Source organism: Patescibacteria group bacterium (genome assembly GCA_041645165.1).
In the GTDB taxonomy this organism is placed as follows: Bacteria; Patescibacteriota; Patescibacteriia; order 2-02-FULL-49-11; family 2-02-FULL-49-11; genus 2-02-FULL-49-11.
This window is the reverse complement of record JBAZQN010000005.1, coordinates 1-21,966: the sequence shown is the minus strand read 5'-3', so window position 1 is coordinate 21,966 and position 21,966 is coordinate 1. Positions and strand designations below refer to the sequence as shown.

The following is a 21,966-nucleotide window of genomic DNA, read 5'->3' as shown; positions in this document are numbered from 1 at the left end:
AACACGTAACATGAAACATAGAACATGGCTCATTGATTAATTAAAACCACTATGCCATACAATAATGAAATGTTCCATCAGAAACTCCGACAAAAGATGGACGAATATGTTCATTTTGTATATGCACTTACAAAAAAATTTCCTCATGAGGAGCTTTACGGCGTCACCTCACAATTGCGGCGCGCTGCTCTCTCAGTAATCCTCAACTATGTCGAAGGATTCGCACGGAACCGTGATACCGTATATAGAAACTTCTTAGAAATGTCATATGGTTCCCTTCAAGAATCGAGATATCTACTTGAATTTTCTAAGAAAGAGAACTATATGACTGAAGGAGATTTTCAAACGTCAATGAAACTCGCAGATGAAATTGGTGCTATGTTATGGACCACTATTGAGGGAATTAAAAACACTTCTCATGCCAAACCTGTCTCATGAACAATGTTATGTGCTACATGCTCCATGCTCCATGTTCCATAATCCATGTTATGTGTTCTATGATATATGTTCCATGTTCCATGATACGTGTTCCATGATCTTATGGACACCCTCGCCCACGGTCTTTGGGCAGCCGCTGCTGCCAAATCCTACAATCTCACAAAACATCAATCAAACAATTCCGCGTTGATCCGCGTTATGGGCTCGCGAGACGATCTGCGTAAATCCGCGGCGGTGAGCCCTTGGCTCGCCGCATTCTGGGGATTTTTTCCTGATCTCTTCGCGTTCAGCATTCCTTTCGCGTGGCTCATTCTCGGTCCCTTGTTCGGCGATTCAGTTCCCCGCATAGGCCCGCCCGCGCCACATGCACCATCACCTGCCGCAACACACTGGACCGTACAACTTGCCACCCTCCTTTATAATTACAGCCACAGTCTTTTCGTATTTTTTCTATGTCTGGCATTTATTTGGATAATCTACAAACGCATCCCTTGGGAAATAGGCGGTTGGTTTCTCCATATCCTTTCCGACATTCCTACCCACTCTTTTGCCTTTTACCCAACTCCCTTCCTCTGGCCTTTCTCTGAATGGAAATTCAACGGCATCGCATGGGCTACGTCATGGTTTATGATACTCAACTACGCTTCACTCTCCCTCCTCTCCCTCTTACTATATATTGCGCGTAAAAGAAAGCAAAAAAGGCCCCCCGATTCACCGCCAATTCCATGATCCATGTTATATGTTCTATGATATATGTTCCATGTTCCATGACCTATGACCATCCACTTCATCGGCCTCTCCTGCTTTCTCATAGAAAATAATCAAGGATTCCGCATTCTTATTGACCCCTTCAGCAATGATCCGCAGTATTCTCTCGGCCCCCAATTCCCTGACGAATTTCAGGGGAAGCCTATGGGAGCCAATATCGTGCTCTCTTCCGAGCCGGACGCAGACCACTCCTATGCGCCCGGCAGCTGGCTCTATCATGCGCCTCCTACCAAAACCCACAGCAATCCCTTTCCTAATCTCGACCTGCGCGGGACGGTGATCTATGAATGGGCAGGCGATATCAATATCGCGTGGCACTATACGGTCGATGGCGTACGCCTCGCGCATTTTGCCGACAATGCCCACGAGCTCACCGAAGAGCAGTGCGCGGAAATCGGGCATCCTGACATCATATTCCTTCCGATGCCAAAGTCTGATTCCGAGGTCTCGGGCGTATTAGACAAGACAAAAAAGAACATTGAGCTATTGGATCCCAAAATAGTCATCTGCGCCCATCACATCGTGCCCCCGGAAACTCCGTTCACCGGCTCGGTGGAGACCTTGCGCGCTTTTTACCGGAAGTATTTTAAAAAAGTAGAGGGTAAAAATATATTCTACAAAAATGAGGAAAGCCTTATGCCGCTCGCCTATGTGTTTGAAAACGCGCTCAACCTCACCAAGGAATACCCCCGCCTTATCCTCGACACTCCCACGCTTGAGATCACGCCCTCGCTCCTCCAACGCAAAAAGGGCGACCCCCTCGTCGTCCTCTTCCGCACCATGATGGCAAAAGGATAACCGCGCAGTATACATTTAGTCTGTATATCAACGATTCATTACATAGTATCTCCTAAAAATTCTTATACCAAGTAGATGAAATATTTTATCTTTTTCATCCGAATTTATTACTTAAACATATGGACAAAACAACAAGGAACAATGAAAAAAAGTGGGATGAGTTGGTTCGTTCAGATGTCCCATGTTCACGACCAAATTTAAAATTAACACCAAAGATGGCAAAAAATAATTTAAATAAAGCTAGAATTCTCGGGGACCTGAGGAATAAAAAGGTATTATGCCTTGCCTCTGGAGGAGGTCAACAAAGTATAGGGTTTACATTATTAGGCGCCAAGGTTACCGTGGTTGATTTTAGCAGTGAACAACTAGAAAAAGATAAAATAGTATCGAAAAAGTTTACTTTACCGATAAGAACCATCAAAGCTGACATGCGTGATCTTTCCATGTTTGAAGATGCGGAATTCGACGTTATATACCAGCCATATTCAATTAACTATATTTCTGAAATTAATAAAGTATTTGATGAAGTGGCAAGAATTATAAAACCGAATGGCATTTATTATTTAATGTTTCATAACCCATTTGTACATGGATTATGGAAGGATGGATGTTGGGGTGGCAAATGGAACAAAAAAGAGCTATGGAAGGGTAAAGGATACCCTCTATGGCAGCCATATAAGGACAGATATGCAGTTAAAACTAGCGATCCAAATTGGAATTTTTTCGACAATAAAGGAAAAAAAGTAAAAATAAAAAGCCCCCAAGAATTCAAACATACTTTGTCAACAATATTAAATGGATTAATTCAAAGAGGATTTAAAATTCTAAAATTCGATGAACATAAGGGTACCCATTATAATAGTTCTCCGGGAACATGGGATCACTATATTTCCTGTGCACCACCCTGGCTTTACGTTTGGGCAAAAAAAGAAACTTTATATGTAAAATAAATCTTGAACGTCGTATAATCGTATCTCTTATCAGAAATTTTACATTATTACTAAACCAAGGAATAATCAAACACAAGTGATATTAAGTTATGCCTATACATCCAAAAATTTCATGTATAATTCCCTTCTACAACGAGGGACAACGTGTTAACAATGTTCTTAACGTGGTCACGCAAATCAGGAACCTGTCAGAGATCATTTGCGTTGACGACGCATCGGCGACAGACAAATCTGCGGAGATCAAGCAACTTTATCCGAAAATCACTCTCGTGCGGCTAGAAACGAATTTAGGCAAAACTGGCGCAATTCGCGAAGGTTTGAGATATGCGACAGGTGAATACGTGTTATTGCTTGACGCCGACCTGCGTAACCTCGCACGCGAAGAAATCGAAAAAGCAATTGATGCGGTACGGCAATCCAACGACATAGATATGCTGATTCTTCGCAGAGTAAAGGCTCCGTTTTTTGTCAAACTCACACGTGGAGACGTTATTGTGACGGGCGAAAGGATTCTGAAGAAAATAGATCTTCAAGAAATCCTGCAGAGTTCGATAAAAGGTTGGCAGCTTGAAGTGGCGATCAATAGGTATATGCACCGACTTAAAAAGAACGTTTTTTGGATGCCGCATTCCGGCATCAATATGCACAGAAAAGGCAAGTGGCGGGATGATATAAAACATCATCAAAAAACATTAGCGGATATAATCTCCGCTGCGGGCCTATTCAGTCTTATTGGACTTATTTTATTCTTTGCGAAAAAAGAAATTAAACAAAAATAAAGGAATTGTTTGTATGTAATTAACATGGAATATCCTCATTGTTTCACGCTTGAATAATTATTTTCGCCATTTACTTTATTTCCTTTATCAAATTATCAACTCACACTTTAGCCTATGCCTGAACAAACCCAGCCTCAACCTCAACCAAACGCCAAAAAAACTATCCCATTCCCCCTCATAATCCTCCTGGTATGTGCGGCAATAGTGGCCGCGGCGTATGCGTATCAAAAATATTCTCTCACGAGCGAACCTGCCACAGTTGAAATCCCAGCAGAAGAGCCTGCACAAGGATATGAGGATTCAGGGACCTGCAAAAACCTTTGCGGCAACGGCACGTGCGAAGAGATCGTGTGCATGGCCATCGGCTGCCCTTGCCCGGAAACACCCTCCACCTGCCCCCAAGATTGCAAATAATATCAAATAATGAATCGCGGAACAACTCAGTGTATTTCCGATGTGTAAAATTCAGGTATTTCAGTGAAAGAGGCCTTTCATACTGAATACATAAGCTTGACAACGGTGAAAAAAATAGATAGGATTGTCTCATGAACCCTTACACTTTTCGCACCATTATCGAACCTGATGACCCGAGCGGCTACCACGGTTTTGTGCCGCTCTTATCTGGCGTGCATACGCACGGCGATACAATCGAGGACGTGCGGCAAAATCTCAAAGAGGCCATTATTTGCCATATACAGGGATTAGTGAAAGACGGGGAGACAGTGCCGCGGGAAGAGGAAGTATTAGAAACCGTTCAGACGATTTCAGAACGCGAGCTTGCGCTTGCCTAAATATACCGAAGCTTCCTATCATCAAGGTAAGAGAATTGATCCGAGTCCTGCAGAAACTCGGATTTTTTCTTCACCACCAAGTCGGCAGTCACGCGCAGTTCAAACACCCGGATGGAAGGCGCGTGACGGTGCCCATCCATACGGGAAATGATATGAACCGAAAAATCCTCAAAGGAATTATCGATGACCTCAATATTGCAGTTGAAGAATTCATTTCGCTTCTCAAATAATAACGTGTATATCGTTGCCACCATCTCCAAAAATTCCTACGCACCGGAGAAAATCGAAGAGATACTCCTCGCAGGCGCGGATGTCTTGCGCTACAACTTTTCCCACGGTGATCCGGCCGCCATGGTTGAGAGATTTCGTGGTGCCCGTGAGGTGATAGGCAAGCTAGGGTTAGATAAGAAGGTTAAACTTCTCGCTGATCTGCCTGGCGCCAAAATAAGGCTTGGCGACTTTCCGCGCAGAGAGCACCCGGTGCAGGAAGGAGAGTATTTTATTTTTAAATCGGCTTCCGAATCTCCTAACCCCGCCGAATTTGTTCCCATAAATTTCCCAGACATAGGAACACTCGTTGAAATAAACCAGATGATTACCTTGGGTGACGGCGAGATTGCGTTCGAGGTAGTAGAAATCATTAGTCCCGATTCATTCCGCGCCCGCGCACAGAATACATGGCATATTCCTGCGCTCAAAGGAGTAAACCTCACACGCGGTATTGATGAGCTTGATCACTTCACCGAAGCCACACTTGCGCACCTCCATAATCTCAATATGATCAAGCCAGACTGGATTGCTTTTTCGTTCGTCAATGGTGTGCAATACCTCAAACGGGCGAAACAATTGCTACAGCCGTACCTTCACGATTTGTGGCAGCCGCAGATCGTGGCGAAAATCGAAACACCTAAGGGAGTGGAAAATATCAATGAGATCGCACAAGAGGCTGATATTATCCTCGTGGCCCGCGGCGACCTCGGGCTCTTGTGCCCTATCGAAGAATTGGGGATCAATCAGAAAAAAATAATAAAAGCCGCCAAAGCAGCGGGGAAACGGGTTGTTGTATCCACGCAAATCCTTGACAGTCTCATGGACTGGTATATTCCAAAACGGTCAGATATTCTTGATCTCACGAACATTGTCTTTGATGGCGCGGACGGCATTATGCTTGCCAAAGAAACCGGCATCTCGCATACACCAGGGAGATCGGTTGAAATGGCGAAAAGGATCATTGATACCGTTGAAAGAGAAAAAGTTTTTTTAATATGAGCCATCGAGTTTTTGTTGCGCTCCCCATTTCTCCCGCGCTCCAAAGCGAAATCATTGCCTGGGAGCAGCAGTTTCCGGGTCTTCCCGTGCGCTGGCTGAAGGGGAAAAATCTGCACATCACCTTAGTTCCGCCGTGGGAGACGGATGACACTGATAAAATCACTACATTGTTAAATTGTTTAAATAATGCCGGTGGACGGATTGAATTAATATTCGATCGGGTGACGTTTGGACCAAACCTAAGGGAACCGCGCCTCATCTGGGCTGAAGGATCTACACCTCCGCTTATAGTCAAGCTGAAAGCACAACTTGAACAAACCCTCGCATTACCACAAAGTCAGCGTACGTCCGCGACCAGTCCGCGTATGTCCGCGAAGGAACGAGTATTCCTTCTTCATCTCACTCTGGCACGATTTCGGCCTGAACAATTTCATTCACTACCGGTTAAAACGTTCAATGAAACCGTGGATTGGCAGGACACAGCTTCCACTTTTGTCCTCATGGAATCTCACCTTCTCCCCTCTGGCGCGGATTACGAAATCCTTGCCAAATTCCCATTCACATCATCATGAAAGGAATCAAAATTTCGCGATCGCGAAAAAATGATGCCATTCTGTTGCACACCCATAAATCAAATGCAATCATTGGAGTTTCAACGTAAAAAACAGAAAACGCTTATAGCTGTCCGCGCGCTTGCGAAGCTCTATCCGCAAGCGAAGGTATTTCTCTCCCATAGAAATCCTTGGGAGCTGCTGGTTGCCACCATACTCTCGGCGCAGTGCACTGATGCAATGGTAAACAAAGTCACGAAAAAATTATTTAAGAAATACAGAACATTCAATGGCTATCTCAAGGCAGACCAGAAACAATTTGCGCAAGACATCCACTCTACTGGTTTTTACCGCCAAAAAACAAAGCATATCCTTGCCGCGGCACATCTCATTCAAACCAAATTCCATGGGCGCGTTCCGCACACTATGGATGAATTACTCACACTACCAGGCGTCGGGCGCAAGACCGCCAATATTGTCCTGCAAAACGCATTCGGCATTGTGGTCGGCATTCCCGTAGACACTCATGTACGGCGCCTGTCTCGCCTCTTGGGGCTCACTCGCAATACCGACCCCGACAAAATCGAGCAAGACCTCATACGCCTGCTTCCGAAAAAAGAATGGGTACTACTCTCCTATCGTCTCATCGCCTACGGCCGCGAGTTCTGCCCCTCCCGCGCCCACGACCATTCAAAATGTCCCCTTAATTCTCCCCCTATGGCTTCGCCATATCTTGATGATAAAAAGGGGGAGATAGAGAGGGGGTGTGTAATACAACATCCATTATATACTATACCCTCCCCGCACCTCACAAAAAAAGGTACACTAAAAGGGCAAAACTCTAGAACCAATAAAAGCTCACAAGTCTTGCCCTTTACACCTCACATCTTCCTCATTCCTCCACAATCTTACCTTTGGGAATCCTTCCACCACCACGAGTAACCCAATCTCCACTAGGTAATTTCGTAGCATCAGCAGTAAAGGTTGGGTTATTGTCCTTTTGCCCCTCCTTTACTGTGAGATGGCTTGATCTATATTTTATATTCTGATAAGAGGGTGGAGGTCCGGGCTCGGTGTCTGCCTTTCCAAATAACGATCCCATTTTCATCACCTCCGATCTATTTTGGATTATTTTGACTTGATAGATGTACCACTACTCTCGCTCTCTGTCAAACGACTATAAATGTGTATCCGCTCATTGGTCATTGACACCCCCACCACACCTCCCCCTTTATGGGGGGAGGACAAGGCGCGTTGTCTCCCCTTATCAGGGGGGAGATCAAGAGGGGGGCTTAAACCGCGAGGATGGCGATACCCCTCAATGAGTGCGTACGACTATGCTATATGTCCACCATATTTAAAGTCCTAAAACAATCAAATCGAAGCAGGGCGCGGATTGGCGTCCTGAAAACTCCCCATGGCGAAATTGAAACACCATGCTTGATTCCAGTGGCGACGAGCGCGGTGGTAAAAACGCTGACGAGCGAAGAAGCGATTGCCGCGAAATGCCAAGCGCTTATCGCCAATACCTTACATCTCCATCCGACACAAATATTACAATAGGTAACGAACGAGCTACTCGAGGACAAATCCCGGCATCTCCTCGGTATCGGCCACCCGGGAGACATAACCTTATTAAGACGAGCATCAACACGTTCGACTGCACCGTTCCTGCCCACTACACGCGACATGACTTAACCAATAATATAGATTAACTGGCCCACGAGTGCTTGCGCCCCTGCCATGGTCACAATCTACGGTGAAGTGTATACTTAATGCGTTTATTATTAATTTATTTTTATTAAGCCTATGCGCACATCACATCTCGTACCAAAGTTCATCCGCGGATATGTCGGGTTTGTGGAAGCATTCCTCTTGGTTCGTTTTGTTGTGGCCCTCTTCCCCGGACAGAGTGAATTTGTCGCTTGGTGGCTCGCAATCACTAATCCACTGTTCACGCCATTTTCGCGCTTCGTCTCCCTCCCCCGCCAAACCGCTATCTTTACCATAGAATTTTCCACCCTCGCAACTATGATCCTCTACGTCGTGGCGGCGGAACTTATCATCGCCCTGTTTTATTGGGGACAATTTCTTGTAAAAAAATATCACAATGAAGGAGATGATAATGTAACCAACTAGCGTATGACATTGCCTAAAAATTTTTTCGCCACAGGACTGATCGTTGGATTCGCGGCCATCGGCATTATATCGCTTACCTATCTTATCACTTCACAGATACCACCGCATTCCTCCCAACCGCCAATAAACCGCCCAATTGTTCTCCCCGAATCAAAACTCCCGAAATTTTCCTCTTGTGCTGATCTTAATTCGACACTGACGGCGGCTGCCGCGGAACAACGCAGTAAAAGCAGATCTTCTGATAAATTCGGATCATTCGGTATCAGTGCCGATTTAGGACTACAAGCGACCGCATCGGAAACAAGCGCCAATTATTCTACCACCAACGTCCAAGTTGCAGGTGTCGATGAAGCTGATATTGTAAAAACCGACGGTTCCTATATTTATTCCTTATCGAACAATAAGCTTTCGATCGTGAAAGCAGATGGAAATTTAAATTTGACAAGCTCGATCGCGTTTACTGACGGAGACCAGCCCAAGGAGATGTTCATCGCTCCGAATCGACTCCTCGTGATTGGCAATGCGGCTGATTGGGAAGAAACCTTATACAAGACGCAACCGTCTGGCATGCCTTCTGCTCCAGCACGCACTATTCTCCCTCCCCGCCATTACTATGGTCGGCTTACTTTCGTCCATCTCTATGACACTTCTTCGCCATCGCACCCGCGCCGCATTCGCTCCCTGGAATTTGAATCTCAATACGTTACCTCGCGCCTGATTGCAGACCATGCTTATCTCGTCATGAACAAAAATGCTGATGTGGTTAGCCAAGAAAATATACAAGAAGAAACAAGCCTGCCTATGTATAAAGACACAGGCGTTTACGGCGACAGTGCTGTGCCTGTGGCGAAATGCACCGATATTTCGTACATTCCACCTATATTAGAATCCCAGTACTTAATCATCGCCTCAGTGCCGCTCGATTCTCCGAATGACGAAATCGAAAAAGAAATTGTGTTGGGAGCCGGCGATAATGTGTACGCTTCGCTTGAAAATCTCTATGTGGCAAAAACCACATATGGAGACTACCGCATCCTACCGCTCCTTGAGCGTTCTCTCGAAAACAGTAATGAGAAGACTGAGATCAATAAATTCGTCCTTTCTGAGGGTAAAATTAGCCATCTAGCAACCGGGGAGGTGGAAGGCAGGCTCCTTAATCAATTTTCCATGGATGAGTATGAAGGCAATCTGCGCTTGGCGACAACCATTGGACACGTGAGTCAGCAAGGCGCGCTGACAGATAATCGCGTCTATGTGCTTGACTCTGCGCTTAAGGAAATAGGTTCTGAAACAGGAATCGCTCCGGGTGAGCAAATCTATTCCGCACGATTTATGGGGAAACGCGGTTATCTCGTAACGTTCAAAAAAGTTGACCCATTCTTTACTCTTGATCTGGCCGATCCTCGTCAACCCAAGGTAGTGGGGAAACTCAAAATCCCGGGATTTTCTGATTACCTCCACCCCTTTGACGAGAATCACATTATCGGCGTGGGGAAAGAAACTGTCGAGGCGGAAGAAGGAAATTTCGCATGGTACCAGGGCATTAAAATGGCAATCTTCGACGTGTCTGATTTTGCGAATCCTCGAGAGCTTCATCGCGTGATCATTGGCGACCGCGGTACTGATTCCGAGGCATTGCGCGATCATAAAGCCTTCTTATTTTCAAAAGAGAAAAATCTCTTAGTGGTCCCCGTCACGCTCGCCGAAATTGACAACGCGCAGAAACAGGATATAAACTTCCGTTCGAACACTTATGGACAATATGTCTTCCAAGGGGCATTCGTGTTTGATGTAAGTCTTGAGGAAGGCTTCAAAGAACGCGGCAAAATCACGCACTATGACTCCGATGACGTCTTCCGTAAAAGCGGCGATCGCTTCTACGGAGGAGATCTAAACGTACGCCGCAGTATCTACATTGGCGATACTCTCTATACCATTTCTAATCTTAAAATCAAGGCAAATTCTCTCATCGACCTTTCCTCGCAAGGTGACATCAATCTGCAATAAACTGAAAATTATCATATCCGATCATGCCCTAGGATTCGATGCTATGGGATATTTTTATGTTACTGCCTATGGTTAAATTTTATCAGGTAAAAAAATCACGTTGGAGTCAGGCACGACTTGGTATTCTTAAGACGCCTCATGGCGAAATTGAAACACCATGCTTGATTCCAGTGGCGACGCAGGCAGTGGTAAAAACATTGACAAGCGAGGAAGCGGTTGCCGCGAAGTGTCAGGCGCTTATTGCGAATACCTATCACCTCCACCAACAGCCCGGAGAAGAGGTGATAAAACGCGCGGGCGGATTGCACCAATTCATGCACTGGGACCGCCCCTTAATGACAGATTCCGGAGGGTTCCAAGTGTTCAGCCTGGGGTTTGGGAAAGACCTGGGTGTGAACAAAATACTCAATAAAGAACTTTCCTTCCGCGTGAAATCAGGCCAGCAGCCGAAGCTCATCGCGATCACCGACAAAGGCGTACACTTTACCTCATTCCGCGACGGCGCGAGGCTGTTCATTGGACCAAAAGAATCCATGCAGATTCAGAAGGCGTTGGGCGCTGACATCATCTTCGCCTTTGATGAGTGCCCGCCGCCCCACGCGGATCGCGAGTACCTCAAGGAATCCCTCGCGCGCACCCACCGCTGGGCCCGCGAGTGCCTGCAATATCGCCCTCCTCGCCAAATACTCTACGGCATCGTGCAGGGCGGCAGCGACACGTCACTGCGCAGGGAAAGCGCGAAATTCATCAGCGCGCTCCCCTTCGACGGCATTGGCATCGGCGGTGAATTCGGCCACAATAAATCACAAATGAAAAAGACGCTCGAAACGGTGATTGCCGAACTTCCCGCCCACAAACCGCGCCACCTCCTTGGCGTGGGACACCTTGAAGATATTCCCTACATTATCAAAGCAGGCATTGATACGTTCGACTGCACGGTTCCCACCCACTACGCGCGGCACGGCATCGCGTTCACCTCGCAAGGCAGGCTCGATATGGCAAAATCACTTTGGTACAAGGACAAAAATCCGCTCGACAAAAAATGCGCCTGCTTCGTATGCCGCTGCTACGGGCGGAATTACCTCACCCATCTTCTGCGCGCGAGGGAGATGACCGGCTTAAAGCTCCTCACATTCCACAATCTATTCTTCTTTAATACTTTAATTGAAAAAATGAGAAGTAATATCAAGCGAGGATATTTGTGAACACTAAATTTATTCAACTTCTAAGGAATTATAATTACACTTTGCCGCGCGAGCGTATAGCCCTTGCTCCTGCAAGCCCGCGTGATTCTGCACGATTGTTAATCTATAACAAGGGAAAGAAGGAAATAAACGATGACCGGTTTACCCACCTCACTCGTTATCTTCCCCCGCGCTCCGTACTCGTCCTTAATCAAACCAAGGTGATTCCCGCGAGATTCATGGTTACCAAGCCCACGGGCGGGAAAGCAAATTTGCTCTATGTAGAGATGAGCGGAAATGAAATCAAAGTCCTTTCAGAAAAAAAGCTGTCGGTCGGCACGAAACTCGTGGCGCCTGCGCGCTACGAATTCCTCGTAGAGCGCCAACGCGGCTCTGTCTATTTTTTAAAGCCGCTATTCCCCCTTAAAAAACTTGCGCCCTTTCTGAACCGATATGGGGTCACGCCCATTCCTTTTTACCTCCGCCATACCCCGCTGACAGAATCCGCACTGCGCCAGAAATACCAGACCATGTTCGCCCGCGTGCCCGGCTCCATTGCCGCCCCTACCGCCTCGCTTCACTTTACCCCGCGGCTTATTAAAAAACTTAAAGCTCTTGGCCATACGGTGAAATATATCACCTTGCACGTCTCCTTAGGCACATTTGCGCCGCTCACCGAAGCACAAACGAGGAAAGGTGCGCTCCATCAAGAATGGTACTCAATTGACCGCCGCACCGCAGATTGCCTTAACCGCGCAAAGCACCGAGGTCGCCCCATTATTGCCGTCGGCACCACCGTCGTCCGGGCCTTAGAATCTGCAACAAAAACACCTCAACTGTCTCCCCCTTACCAAGAGCCTGTCCCGTGTTTATCACGGGAGGGAGCCGGAGAGAGGGTCTCAACCCGCGCAAGAACGACACTCGTATCGCTGCATGGCGCCACAAACCTTTTTATTCGTCCAAGATACCGGTTTAGATTCATTGACGGCATTATCACAAATTTCCACGTCCCGCACTCAAGCCTCCTCATGCTCGTGGCTGCGTTTGTGGGCAGGGATAAATTATTTTCGCTCTATCGCCGCGCCATCCGCAAGAGGTATGCTTTTTTCTCTTTCGGAGACGGTATGCTACTATATTAGCGTATGACCCAGTAATACAACATCCAAGAGGGAGGCAGATACCTTTGAGTGGAGAATAGATTAATACGAGGGAATCTAGGTAAACGCATTATAGAGATATTTTCGTCGCCTCCCTCACCGATCGCCACACATATTCACTGAACTTTCATATGCAACATTCCGCCATAGTCGTATTTATTCCTTACAATCATTTAACGCCATCCGTGTGTGGCGTTGGATGTTGATATTCTGGGTATGAAATTTACCTTCAGTGCCAGCCAGCCAACCGCACATGATGTCGCAAGGGTCTCTTTTGTTAAAAGTGCTTATGATCAAGTCATACAGCGGCCAAAGGGAGCTAAGACCATTGAAATGGGGATGAGCGCAAGAGAACCCATGACGCATCGCAAACTTCTGCATACTATCCGGCAGGTGATTATTTTAGCAAAGGCGCATCACATCCCGCGCCTCGCCCTACGCAGTGCCGATATTCAATTTCCTCATCTGCGCCTGAGTGAAGAGGAGCTCGCCGAAATGCTCGCCGTCAATCTCAAGATGGCCGATTATGAATTCGTGCGCTATAAAACGAAGACGAAAGAAGGCGCGCACGGCATCAAAGAGGTGATACTGGTAGGCGCCCCATCGGACAAATTTAAAAATGGCGCAAGAGAAGGACAGCTCATTGCCAACGAAGTGAACGCATGCCGTTCGCTTGCCAATACCCGCGCAGCTGATTTGACGCCTGCCGGACTTGCTCAGGCCGCAATAGATGCGGTACAAGGATTGAATGTTAAAGTAACCGTGCTTGGGAAAAAAGAAATGGCAGATCTTTCTATGGCGGGGGTACTGCAAGTAGCAAAGGGATCAACCGAAGAGCCAAAATTTATCATCATGGAATATCGCGGCGGGAACGATATGGATAAACCCATCGTGCTAGTGGGCAAGGGAGTAACGTATGACAGCGGCGGCCTAAACCTGAAAACCGGCGATGCATTCCAAGAAATCATGCACCTTGATATGGCAGGCGGCGCTGCGGTAATCCACACCCTCGCGCTTGCCGCGCGGCTGAAACTCAAGAAGAATGTGGTGGGACTTATTCCCGCAATGGAAAATATGCCCTCCGGCTCTAGCCTGAAACCGGGCGATATTATAAAGACTATGGCAGGCATCACGGTGGAGGTGACTAACACAGACGCGGAAGGAAGAATTGTTCTCGCAGATGCGCTTACCTTCGCAAAACGCTACAAACCCAAACTGGTGGTAGATGTCGCAACGCTAACCAGCGCGGCAATTGCGGCATTAGGGCAAAAAGCGTCTGCCGTATTTACCCGCGATGCGAAATCACAGCAGCTTGTACAACAATTGGGAGAAGAGAGTGGAGATTATGTATGGCCGCTCCCTTTATGGGAAGAATATGAACAAGATATCAAGAGCGCGCATGCCGACCTGACGGCGGGACGCGTGAAATTTGGAGGTGCGTGCGCCGCAGCCGCATTCCTTTCCCGCTTTACACGCAGTTATCCGTGGATCCACATTGACATAGCCCCCCGCATGACCGCCACAGACAGCGAATACCTCGCCAAAGGCGCCACCGGAGAACCCGTGAAGCTCCTTATAAAACTATTAGCACAATACTGATGAAATTTTGTATTACCGTGACGCCAAACGCGCGCACTGAATCAGTGGCACAAAAAGATGAATATCACTACACCGTAAAGGTGAACGCACCTCCTACTGATGGCAAAGCAAATACTGCGGCAATAAGACTCCTCGCCCAATATTTCAACATCCCCAAATCGCGCATTACTCTCCTCTCCGGCCACACCAGCCGAAAAAAAATAGTTGAGATTATCTAACCATCTAATCATTGCCATAATGTTACATAATATCCAGCCACTTTCTGTGCTCGCAATCTCCGGCAGCCTGCGGAGCGGTTCGTATAACCGCAAAGTGCTCCAACTTGCAAAAAAAATAGCAGAAGAATGGGGCGCGCAGGTGGAAGAAACTGACTTGCGCGCACTTGATCTTCCCCTCTACGACAGCGACGTTGAAGCTGAAGGTTTCCCTGAAACTGTCCTGCAACTGAAAGCCGCGGTCGAAACGGCGCACGTGCTGCTCGTTGCCTCGCCTGAATATAATCACTCTATTCCCGGCGGACTGAAGAATGCCATTGACTGGCTCTCGCGGGGAGGAAATTCCCTGAAGGGAAAATACGCCGCAATCTTTGGCGCGTCGACTGGACCATACGGCACCGTGCGCATGCAGCCGCACCTGCGCCAGGTGCTCGCGTGTCTGAATGTCATAGTGTTACCACAGCCGCAGGTGATGATCCGGTCTGCGGAAGAAGCGTTTGCTCCCGACGGAACGTTGAAAGACGAAAAGTTGTCAGGGCAATTGAAAACGCTCGTCACCGCCACGCTCACCATGGCGAAGAGCCAACATCAATAAAATAAGAGTACAGAATAATTCAGTGTATTTCCGCGTACTATTCAGGTATTTCCGTAAGAGAGGATTTTTACACAGAATGACACTAAAAAAATACACTGAACCACACAGAACAAATTTTTTAACTTTTGCCATTTTAACATGCATATTCTCGAAGGCAAAACGCTCGCAGCCGCAGTCCGCGCGCAAGTGAAGGCGGAGATCGCGCAATCAAGACTCACGCCCGGCCTTGCTGTCATACTCGTAGGAGACGACCCGCCGTCGCATACCTATGTGGCACTCAAACAAGAAGCCGCCGCAGAGGTTGGCATCCAGTTTGAACGCCATTTTTTACCCGCCCGCACGGCTCAGAATGAAATCATACATCTCATTGGCGAGCTAAACGCGCGCGAGGACGCACACGCGATTCTCATCCAACTCCCCCTTCCTCCCCATCTTGATACGAATGCGCTGATACGCGCGATGGCGCCCGAAAAAGACGTAGACGGATTTCATCCGGTGAACCTCCAACGCATCCGAGAGGGGCGTCCACGCCATCTTCCCGTGGTCGCGCGCGCCACCTTAGCGCTCCTCCAGGCCACCCGCCAACCCCTGCGGGAAAAACGCGCCATGCTCGCGGTAAAGAGCGACATTTTCTCCATTCCCCTAACCTTCGTGCTCTCACGCGAGGGATGCGTAGTAGAGACAGTAAAGCCCGATGACCCTTTCTTCATACAAAAAACAAAATCAGCAGATATTGTGGTAACCGCGGTGGGAAAAGCTCGGTACCTCACTGCTGACTATGTTAAACAGAATGTGATCATTATTGACATTGGCACGACCGTGCTCCCCGACGGCGGCACCATCGGCGATGCAGACCCCTCAAGCCTCGATGCAATGCAAGGATTCCGCTCCGCCGTGCCCGGCGGCATCGGCCCATTGACCGTCGCTTATCTCATGCAGGCGACTCTTGAGCTTGCAAAAACCTCAACCACCCCTATCCCTTCTCCTATCTCTTAAGCGAGGGAAGGTAGCTGAGTAGACCCTCCGCAGCCCGAACGAGCATGGTTTCTGATGAAGTCAGAATCGTTCGGGCGAGGTGGAGCACAACCGCGCGCTGGCGCGGTTGATGCGTGTCTGCCAACGACCTTCCCGAACGTCACTTCCACTTTACCGGCACTTCATACGTCTCCCATCCCGCAAAAAACTTCACGTGACCATTCGCTCGACCATACTCATACACCTCTTTCGTAAGGCGCACGTCCTGCAGGCAGTACTTGATAAGCTCATCCCATTTCCCTTCCCGATACAGCCGTATTGCTTCCAACCCGTGCCCAGTTTTCCCTTGGTTCAAGGTGCCTTGCGAGACATTCTCCAGCGACACCCGGTACCCAAGTGCAAGCGCCAGGTCTTCCATAATATCAATCACAGGAAGGCTTGAAAGCGAAAATTTCAGAAGGGGCTGCAGTACGGGAATATCGAATGCTTTGATATTAAAGCCTATAAGTACAGGCCTTTGCGCGAATCGCTCTTCAAGGAACGCGAGCTCCCCTTCGCGGTACGCGCGATAGGTATCGTTATCTGAATCATAAGTCCCCACGACTGACACTCCCAATAAATGCACTTTGTTCCTCCCGCCAATTTCCGAAAATTCTTTCTGTGTTTCGAGATCGAGCACAAGATAGGACATACCCCGTATATCAACATCCAACGCCACACACGGAGTGCGTCGGTGATTTATGGTAAATGAATGCGACTAAGGTGGAATGATGCATAATAAGGTTGAGGATAGATATGTGGCGATCGGTGAGGGAGGCTCGCAATAAATCTTTTCTACTTTATTTCTCGTCACATCGCATACTATTACTACCTACACACTCTTAAGACTCCTGCCTCCCTCTTGGATGTTGTATTGCGGGGCATACTGTTATGGTTCACGCTCAACTGCCGCATTTTGGCGTACCGGATAAAACGCCACACCATTGAGCAGCAACACGAGAATAAATGACCCTATGCAAAAGAGGCAGAAGGTATACAACACAAACGCCTCCAGGTAAGTCAGGTACAGCGAAAAGAGAAACGCACCCGCGACCATTATCCGGATCAGCGGTAAAAAGCCTACTCTTTTTTCCTGATATGCATTGATCCAGAGCGCCATCGCGCACAAGCTCACATAGCCAATGATGCCTATGAACGAAACAGGAACACCCGCGATCTCGCCATATACGCCTCGATTCACGATATCACAGCTAAACCCATTGCCCACCGTGCACCATCCTTCTTGCGGCTGGTAATGCAAATAAATCAGAAGAGCGGAGAGGGCAGCCCCTATCCCCGCCAGTAACGCGATGAGCATGAAGCGGTATTTTTGCAGAAACATCACAGGTAAATATAAGGTAATTAAACGCAATCACGGAGTGCTCTGATACGGGCATCCGCTCTCCTGGGCCAAAGTCTCAAATGACTGCTCGCCCGGCAGTTGTTTCCCGCCGGGGAATACCCAGGTGGGATACCCCTTGATGCCTGCATCCTCGCACTCTTTCGTCTGCCCTTGGTTTCCCGGCAGAGAGCATTCCACATAACTTGCGTATTGCCACGAGCTGCCGAACTCTTTTTTCTGGTTCTGGCAGTGGCTGCACCAGTACGCGCCGTACATTTTCACTCCCTTCGCAGTCAAACACTGCGCGAGCGCATCTGTGGGCACCGGACTCGGGCCATTGGCAGGCTTTTTCCCCACCACAAATACCGCAATCACCACGCATGCCACCACTGCGGCGGCGATGATATATCGTGTCGATTTTTTCATAGCCATATATTAATGAAGATTATTTTGAATAATATCATGCAGGAATAGCCTATCAATATTTCCGTCCTCCGACAACTGGGGCAGTATATTTTAAACGTTTCGCGATTTCCGCCTTCCGCACGCGGAACAGCGCGGGGGTCCGATACCGCGTGCGCGCCTGTGCAGTTTTGCGCGAATAATTTTTCATAACATTACTATTCTAGCATGGAACGATGATAATGTCATGAGGAAGGAACATCCTCATTGAAAAACCATCTTGAAATATAATTAAGTTCAATCCAAACTGTCATCAAAATTCTGCGGTCGCAATAAAATGATGACAGTTGTATGGAAAAAGAATACAATAATAATAGGAAAGTAATCCACATCCCTATGCCTACTGTGCGACAAATAAAACGCAAACAACTTCTCAAATCCATCCCGAAGTATATTCTAAAGACACTCCTCTTTGCTGGAGCCATTGTTATTGCTGGCCAATCTCCCTATTTCTCCCGTAATATCCTAAGAGAGATTAAACGCCGGGGAATAAAATCATTGGTGGACGATCGTCCCACCCGCCAAAAATATTCCAATGCCTTCTCTCGACTACGCAGCCAAGGATTTATTATTTTCGAAAAGCGGGGTCAACAGCTATTTATTCGTCTTACCGATGAAGGACGGAAAAGAGCGGGGGTTTTTCAAATTAATGACCTTGAAATTGCTCAGCCGAAGGTATGGGATGGTAAATGGCGAGTGTTGATTTTTGACATTCCTGAAAAAACACGGGTGAAGCGGGAAGTACTACGAGGGAAACTAAAGGAGCTGGGTTTTTATCTTATCCAAAAGAGTGTGTGGGTACATGCATATCAGTGCACGGAGGAATTAAAACTCCTCAAGCACTTTTTCGGTTTCACCAGTAAGGATTATCTCTATATCGAAACAACTAACCTCGGTCCGCGCGAATCTGAACTAAGAGAATACTTCAGGATCACATAACTCATAAACTTCAATCATCAGCTACTTTATACCAACTGTCATCAAAATTCTGCGGTCGCTGAAAAATGATGACAGCTGATAATAGCTGATAATAATAGTGAGTAATGCTAAAAGATACCTATGCCTATATACCACGAGCCAACTTCGCCATAGTAGCCGGTGGCTGCGTCGGCTGAATCGCGTCAAGTTGATGTCATTAAATAACTAATAGGAGTGACATTAAATTCACGATCGTGAAAATAATGTCCCATCGGAAAATAATGATAAAAACAACACGGACAGTAAGGAATAATGAAATACAAATAATTGAGGCCTGCGCTGATGTAATCGCAGTAGGCCTTTAAATTCGTTGCAATCCGGTCAGGCGATGTGCAGCCAGCCTGAATTATCGCTTCATAAAGTCAGGATGGAGGACTTTGAGTGATATTACCGCTGGAAGGAATTGCTGCGCGGCGAACTTCAAGTGCTGAAAATTATCACCAGAATAGTTATTATCTTTACCCCCATATAGCACGATCGTGACTAATGGGGGTAAGGTTTTTATTGGATAAATAGATAGTGGGGAAGTGTCATCAAAATTCTGCGGTCGCAATAAAATGATGACAGTATCTCGCGGTTGTCACATCCCCTACGTAATTTTATAACCATGCCTACCCGCCATATGCCTTTCCAATGGGACGGTTCACACGTTAAGGTAAATAAAAATATGAAGCATATTATCGTTCATTGAAGACAAGCTTTGGAAGGCGGGGCCTAAAAATTATGTATGCAAAGACAATATGTAACCATAAAATTTGAAACCATCAAATATGATGCCATAATGGAGAAGGGACATTAAAGATACGATCGTGAAATTAATGTCCCATCGGAATATGATGATAGTTAGACCACCGCGATTATTATTGACATCACTTTGGTGCGATCGCACCGAATTGATGTTATGGTTATGAGAGAAAAGATTTTTGGGCTTTATAAAAAGCTCGGGCTCTGACACAGTGTATCAGAGCCCTTTCATTTGCGCTTTCGTCCAGGTTTCCCCGAGCGAAAATTTGTGCTTTCTATTAAACCGCCAAGTTTGTAGTAATCTGATCAAAACGTGCCATACCCTGACTTCATCTATGCTCGCAAACAAATATCATCAAGTGTAACAAATTCTTGCTTGCTTCGTCTTCTTATATGCAATCTCATTTTCTCAATTCAAGGTGTGGCTGAATAAGTCGCTACGCAGGACTAAAGCGGCGTCTGACCTGCCGATGAGGTAGGCTGCCAACGGCAAGTGTTGAGGCAAAACAGGCGCGCTTCGGGGCCATAGTACGCTCATTTTGAAACGGTGGGGCAACCGTACTACTGCAGAGGCTCCAGCAATTGGAAGACCCTGAAGGTTCTCTTTACGGACTTGATAAGCGGAGAGGCGAGAAGTCGTCTTTTTAGCTGTCTTGAAAGGAGGAGAGCTGACATCTCTTCCCGCCTTGACCTGAGAGTGTGAGGAATTCGTCTATGTCTAATGCATTGCGAAAACTTACCGCATCACAAAAATGGTTCCAGAAATTCATCAATCGCGAATTCGGTAAAAAATGTTCCGACTTTGAGTGGGAATGCGTTGTCTGTCGTGCGCATTTGACTAATGATTTACTTTCGGGTTTTGTGAAGGATGTTCTCGATACTGAACGCTGGCATAACCAAAGGGGGAAGATTCACAAAAAAATCTCTCACTAACTATGGGCTGGTGTTTTGCCATCATCAATAATCGTCTCGCCGAACTTCATTTCGAACATTTCGGTACACACACTAAAATGGTAGGATATTGTTACGTCAAGCGTTCAGAGTACCGCTCTAAACAGGAACAGAAATGGATCCAGGAAGACACCAAGAAAGGCCGCCTCACGTATCGTAAAGGTAAGTATTACTTCAAACCGTCCGGAAAGGATGGAAAGCTAAAATTATTTTCTTCTGTGCCAAAAGATTGATATAATCGTTAGGGTGCAGGGTGGCGGAAGAGACCTTAGACGGCATATGCCATGACACAAAGGAACTTAGGCGTCCATACCCTTATCAACTTACCTATCACATATGACAAAGACTTATTGCGATAAATGCCAAAAACAATTTAAAGAAAGGGAATGGAATCTGGACTTCTATATCGGATGGCAACGCATTATTTTATGTAGCGAATGCAGTAAACCAATACTCACCTACCTCCAAAAACATCATATCCTTAAAAAAGAGGAGCAATAGCTTCAGGTGTTAAGAATTTTCATGGCATGAACACAATGTTTATATTCTATTCGATTTGACGTGATAAAATCATGTGATATACTGCTTTCAGTATTTAAGGTTGACCACCTATGGCTACTCTTACGAAAGATGATTTAGACAATATTAATACGCTGTTCACGAAAAACTTCGGGTCCATTTGGGAAGATAACATTGCCCCAGCGATGGCGACGAAAGATGACCTGAAAGAGCTTAAAAAAGAGATAACAGACGATCTGAAAGTAGAGATAAAGAAAGAATCACAAACAACGAGAGACTCTATTGATAAGAGCATCGCACAATACTCCGGCAGTTCCATCGCCCGCGACCATGGCCTTGAGAAAAGGATCGATTCCACGGATCATAAACTTGCGGAAAAGAACATTTTTACCGATCAAGATCTCCACGACATTAAGACGATCCCCGTCTTCGATCCGACAAACGCGTGATGCCAACGCGCATCATGATATGCAATTCCTCCGCCAAGAGGAATTTTCTATTTTGAAATTATCTTCACCATATAAACTGTCATCAAAATTCTGCGGTCGCAATAAAAATATGAAGCATATTATCGTTCATTGAAGACAAACTTTGGAAGGCGGGGCCTAAAAATTATGTATGCAAAGACAATATGTAACCATAAAATTTGAAACCATCAAATATGATGCCATAATGGAGAAGGGACATTAAAGATACGATCGTGAAATTAATGTCCC

27 protein-coding genes are annotated in these 21,966 nt (G+C 46.7%); 22 read left to right on the top strand and 5 right to left on the bottom strand.

All coding sequences use genetic code 11. The features are described 5' to 3' along the window. Positions 1 to 51 precede the first annotated feature (51 nt). From WC659_02655 to WC659_02625, 7 genes are all read left to right on the top strand, one after another. Positions 52 to 438 carry a four helix bundle protein gene (locus tag WC659_02655; GenBank protein ID MFA4872812.1) on the top strand — a complete coding sequence of 129 codons (387 nt, stop codon included), beginning with the start codon at positions 52 to 54 and terminating at the stop codon, positions 436 to 438. 102 nt (positions 439 to 540) lie between these two features. Further along, complete coding sequence (locus WC659_02650; GenBank protein ID MFA4872811.1) at positions 541 to 1,167, top strand: hypothetical protein; 627 nt, start codon at positions 541 to 543, stop codon at positions 1,165 to 1,167. A gap of 45 nt (positions 1,168 to 1,212) precedes the next feature. Continuing rightward, entirely contained in the window at positions 1,213 to 2,004 is a 792-nt protein-coding gene (locus WC659_02645; protein ID MFA4872810.1) for an MBL fold metallo-hydrolase, read from the top strand. Positions 2,005 to 2,123: 119 nt separating this feature from the next. Continuing rightward, complete coding sequence (locus WC659_02640; protein MFA4872809.1) at positions 2,124 to 2,954, top strand: class I SAM-dependent methyltransferase; 831 nt, start codon at positions 2,124 to 2,126, stop codon at positions 2,952 to 2,954. 89 nt (positions 2,955 to 3,043) lie between these two features. Then, a complete protein-coding gene (locus WC659_02635) occupies positions 3,044 to 3,733 on the top strand; it encodes a glycosyltransferase family 2 protein (protein ID MFA4872808.1) in 690 nt (229 codons plus the stop codon). 114 nt (positions 3,734 to 3,847) lie between these two features. Then, positions 3,848 to 4,147: a hypothetical protein gene (locus WC659_02630; GenBank protein MFA4872807.1), complete on the top strand. Its 300-nt coding sequence runs from the start codon at positions 3,848 to 3,850 to the stop codon at positions 4,145 to 4,147. A gap of 131 nt (positions 4,148 to 4,278) precedes the next feature. Then, complete coding sequence (locus WC659_02625) at positions 4,279 to 4,524, top strand: type II toxin-antitoxin system HicB family antitoxin (protein ID MFA4872806.1); 246 nt, start codon at positions 4,279 to 4,281, stop codon at positions 4,522 to 4,524. On the opposite strand, the gene WC659_02620 is transcribed toward WC659_02625, so the two are convergent. After that, on the bottom strand, positions 4,521 to 4,664 hold the full coding sequence (locus tag WC659_02620; GenBank protein MFA4872805.1) for a hypothetical protein: 144 nt from the start codon (positions 4,662 to 4,664) through the stop codon (positions 4,521 to 4,523). The genes WC659_02625 and WC659_02620 overlap by 4 nt on opposite strands. A 43-nt stretch (positions 4,665 to 4,707) precedes the next feature. On the opposite strand from WC659_02620, the gene WC659_02615 reads away from it, so the two are divergent. The 12 genes from WC659_02615 (at position 4,708) to WC659_02560 (ending at position 16,236) form a co-directional block, all read left to right on the top strand. After that, positions 4,708 to 5,793, top strand: coding sequence for a pyruvate kinase (locus WC659_02615; GenBank protein ID MFA4872804.1), 1,086 nt, complete (start codon positions 4,708 to 4,710; stop codon positions 5,791 to 5,793). Beyond that, complete coding sequence (locus WC659_02610; GenBank protein MFA4872803.1) at positions 5,790 to 6,365, top strand: 2'-5' RNA ligase family protein; 576 nt, start codon at positions 5,790 to 5,792, stop codon at positions 6,363 to 6,365. The genes WC659_02615 and WC659_02610 overlap by 4 nt, the downstream gene beginning before the upstream one ends. Positions 6,366 to 6,428: 63 nt before the next feature. Then, positions 6,429 to 7,286, top strand: coding sequence for an endonuclease III (gene nth / locus WC659_02605; GenBank protein MFA4872802.1), 858 nt, complete (start codon positions 6,429 to 6,431; stop codon positions 7,284 to 7,286). 402 nt (positions 7,287 to 7,688) lie between these two features. Further along, positions 7,689 to 7,907: a tRNA-guanine transglycosylase gene (locus WC659_02600; GenBank protein MFA4872801.1), complete on the top strand. Its 219-nt coding sequence runs from the start codon at positions 7,689 to 7,691 to the stop codon at positions 7,905 to 7,907. A gap of 246 nt (positions 7,908 to 8,153) precedes the next feature. Continuing rightward, positions 8,154 to 8,483 (top strand): hypothetical protein, encoded by a 330-nt coding sequence (locus WC659_02595; protein MFA4872800.1) that lies wholly within the window; start codon positions 8,154 to 8,156, stop codon positions 8,481 to 8,483. Between the two features lie 3 nt (positions 8,484 to 8,486). Then, positions 8,487 to 10,490 carry a beta-propeller domain-containing protein gene (locus WC659_02590; GenBank protein ID MFA4872799.1) on the top strand — a complete coding sequence of 668 codons (2,004 nt, stop codon included), beginning with the start codon at positions 8,487 to 8,489 and terminating at the stop codon, positions 10,488 to 10,490. 56 nt (positions 10,491 to 10,546) lie between these two features. Beyond that, positions 10,547 to 11,695 carry a tRNA guanosine(34) transglycosylase Tgt gene (tgt, locus tag WC659_02585; protein MFA4872798.1) on the top strand — a complete coding sequence of 383 codons (1,149 nt, stop codon included), beginning with the start codon at positions 10,547 to 10,549 and terminating at the stop codon, positions 11,693 to 11,695. Next, positions 11,692 to 12,813, top strand: a complete 1,122-nt coding sequence (locus WC659_02580) for an S-adenosylmethionine:tRNA ribosyltransferase-isomerase (protein ID MFA4872797.1) — start codon at positions 11,692 to 11,694, stop codon at positions 12,811 to 12,813. The genes tgt and WC659_02580 overlap by 4 nt, the downstream gene beginning before the upstream one ends. A gap of 234 nt (positions 12,814 to 13,047) precedes the next feature. Then, entirely contained in the window at positions 13,048 to 14,430 is a 1,383-nt protein-coding gene (locus WC659_02575) for a leucyl aminopeptidase family protein (protein ID MFA4872796.1), read from the top strand. Next, entirely contained in the window at positions 14,430 to 14,648 is a 219-nt protein-coding gene (locus WC659_02570) for a DUF167 domain-containing protein (GenBank protein MFA4872795.1), read from the top strand. The genes WC659_02575 and WC659_02570 overlap by 1 nt, the downstream gene beginning before the upstream one ends. A gap of 46 nt (positions 14,649 to 14,694) precedes the next feature. Then, positions 14,695 to 15,240 (top strand): NAD(P)H-dependent oxidoreductase, encoded by a 546-nt coding sequence (locus WC659_02565; protein MFA4872794.1) that lies wholly within the window; start codon positions 14,695 to 14,697, stop codon positions 15,238 to 15,240. Between the two features lie 138 nt (positions 15,241 to 15,378). Continuing rightward, complete coding sequence (locus WC659_02560) at positions 15,379 to 16,236, top strand: bifunctional 5,10-methylenetetrahydrofolate dehydrogenase/5,10-methenyltetrahydrofolate cyclohydrolase (GenBank protein MFA4872793.1); 858 nt, start codon at positions 15,379 to 15,381, stop codon at positions 16,234 to 16,236. 139 nt (positions 16,237 to 16,375) lie between these two features. Here the strand turns inward: WC659_02560 and WC659_02555 are convergent, their stop codons facing one another. From WC659_02555 to WC659_02540, 4 genes are all read right to left on the bottom strand, one after another. After that, a complete protein-coding gene (locus tag WC659_02555) occupies positions 16,376 to 16,906 on the bottom strand; it encodes a ribonuclease H-like domain-containing protein (GenBank protein MFA4872792.1) in 531 nt (176 codons plus the stop codon). A gap of 237 nt (positions 16,907 to 17,143) precedes the next feature. After that, entirely contained in the window at positions 17,144 to 17,596 is a 453-nt protein-coding gene (locus tag WC659_02550) for a vitamin K epoxide reductase family protein (GenBank protein ID MFA4872791.1), read from the bottom strand. A gap of 30 nt (positions 17,597 to 17,626) precedes the next feature. After that, positions 17,627 to 18,022 (bottom strand): hypothetical protein, encoded by a 396-nt coding sequence (locus tag WC659_02545; protein MFA4872790.1) that lies wholly within the window; start codon positions 18,020 to 18,022, stop codon positions 17,627 to 17,629. A 52-nt stretch (positions 18,023 to 18,074) separates the two neighbouring features. Beyond that, positions 18,075 to 18,209 carry a hypothetical protein gene (locus WC659_02540; protein ID MFA4872789.1) on the bottom strand — a complete coding sequence of 45 codons (135 nt, stop codon included), beginning with the start codon at positions 18,207 to 18,209 and terminating at the stop codon, positions 18,075 to 18,077. A gap of 140 nt (positions 18,210 to 18,349) precedes the next feature. On the opposite strand from WC659_02540, the gene WC659_02535 reads away from it, so the two are divergent. From WC659_02535 to WC659_02525, 3 genes are all read left to right on the top strand, one after another. Continuing rightward, positions 18,350 to 18,997: a hypothetical protein gene (locus WC659_02535; protein ID MFA4872788.1), complete on the top strand. Its 648-nt coding sequence runs from the start codon at positions 18,350 to 18,352 to the stop codon at positions 18,995 to 18,997. A gap of 1,718 nt (positions 18,998 to 20,715) precedes the next feature. Continuing rightward, on the top strand, positions 20,716 to 20,964 hold the full coding sequence (locus WC659_02530) for a hypothetical protein (GenBank protein MFA4872787.1): 249 nt from the start codon (positions 20,716 to 20,718) through the stop codon (positions 20,962 to 20,964). Positions 20,965 to 21,342: 378 nt separating this feature from the next. Beyond that, positions 21,343 to 21,699: a hypothetical protein gene (locus WC659_02525; protein MFA4872786.1), complete on the top strand. Its 357-nt coding sequence runs from the start codon at positions 21,343 to 21,345 to the stop codon at positions 21,697 to 21,699. The last annotated feature ends 267 nt before the right edge of the window (positions 21,700 to 21,966 follow it).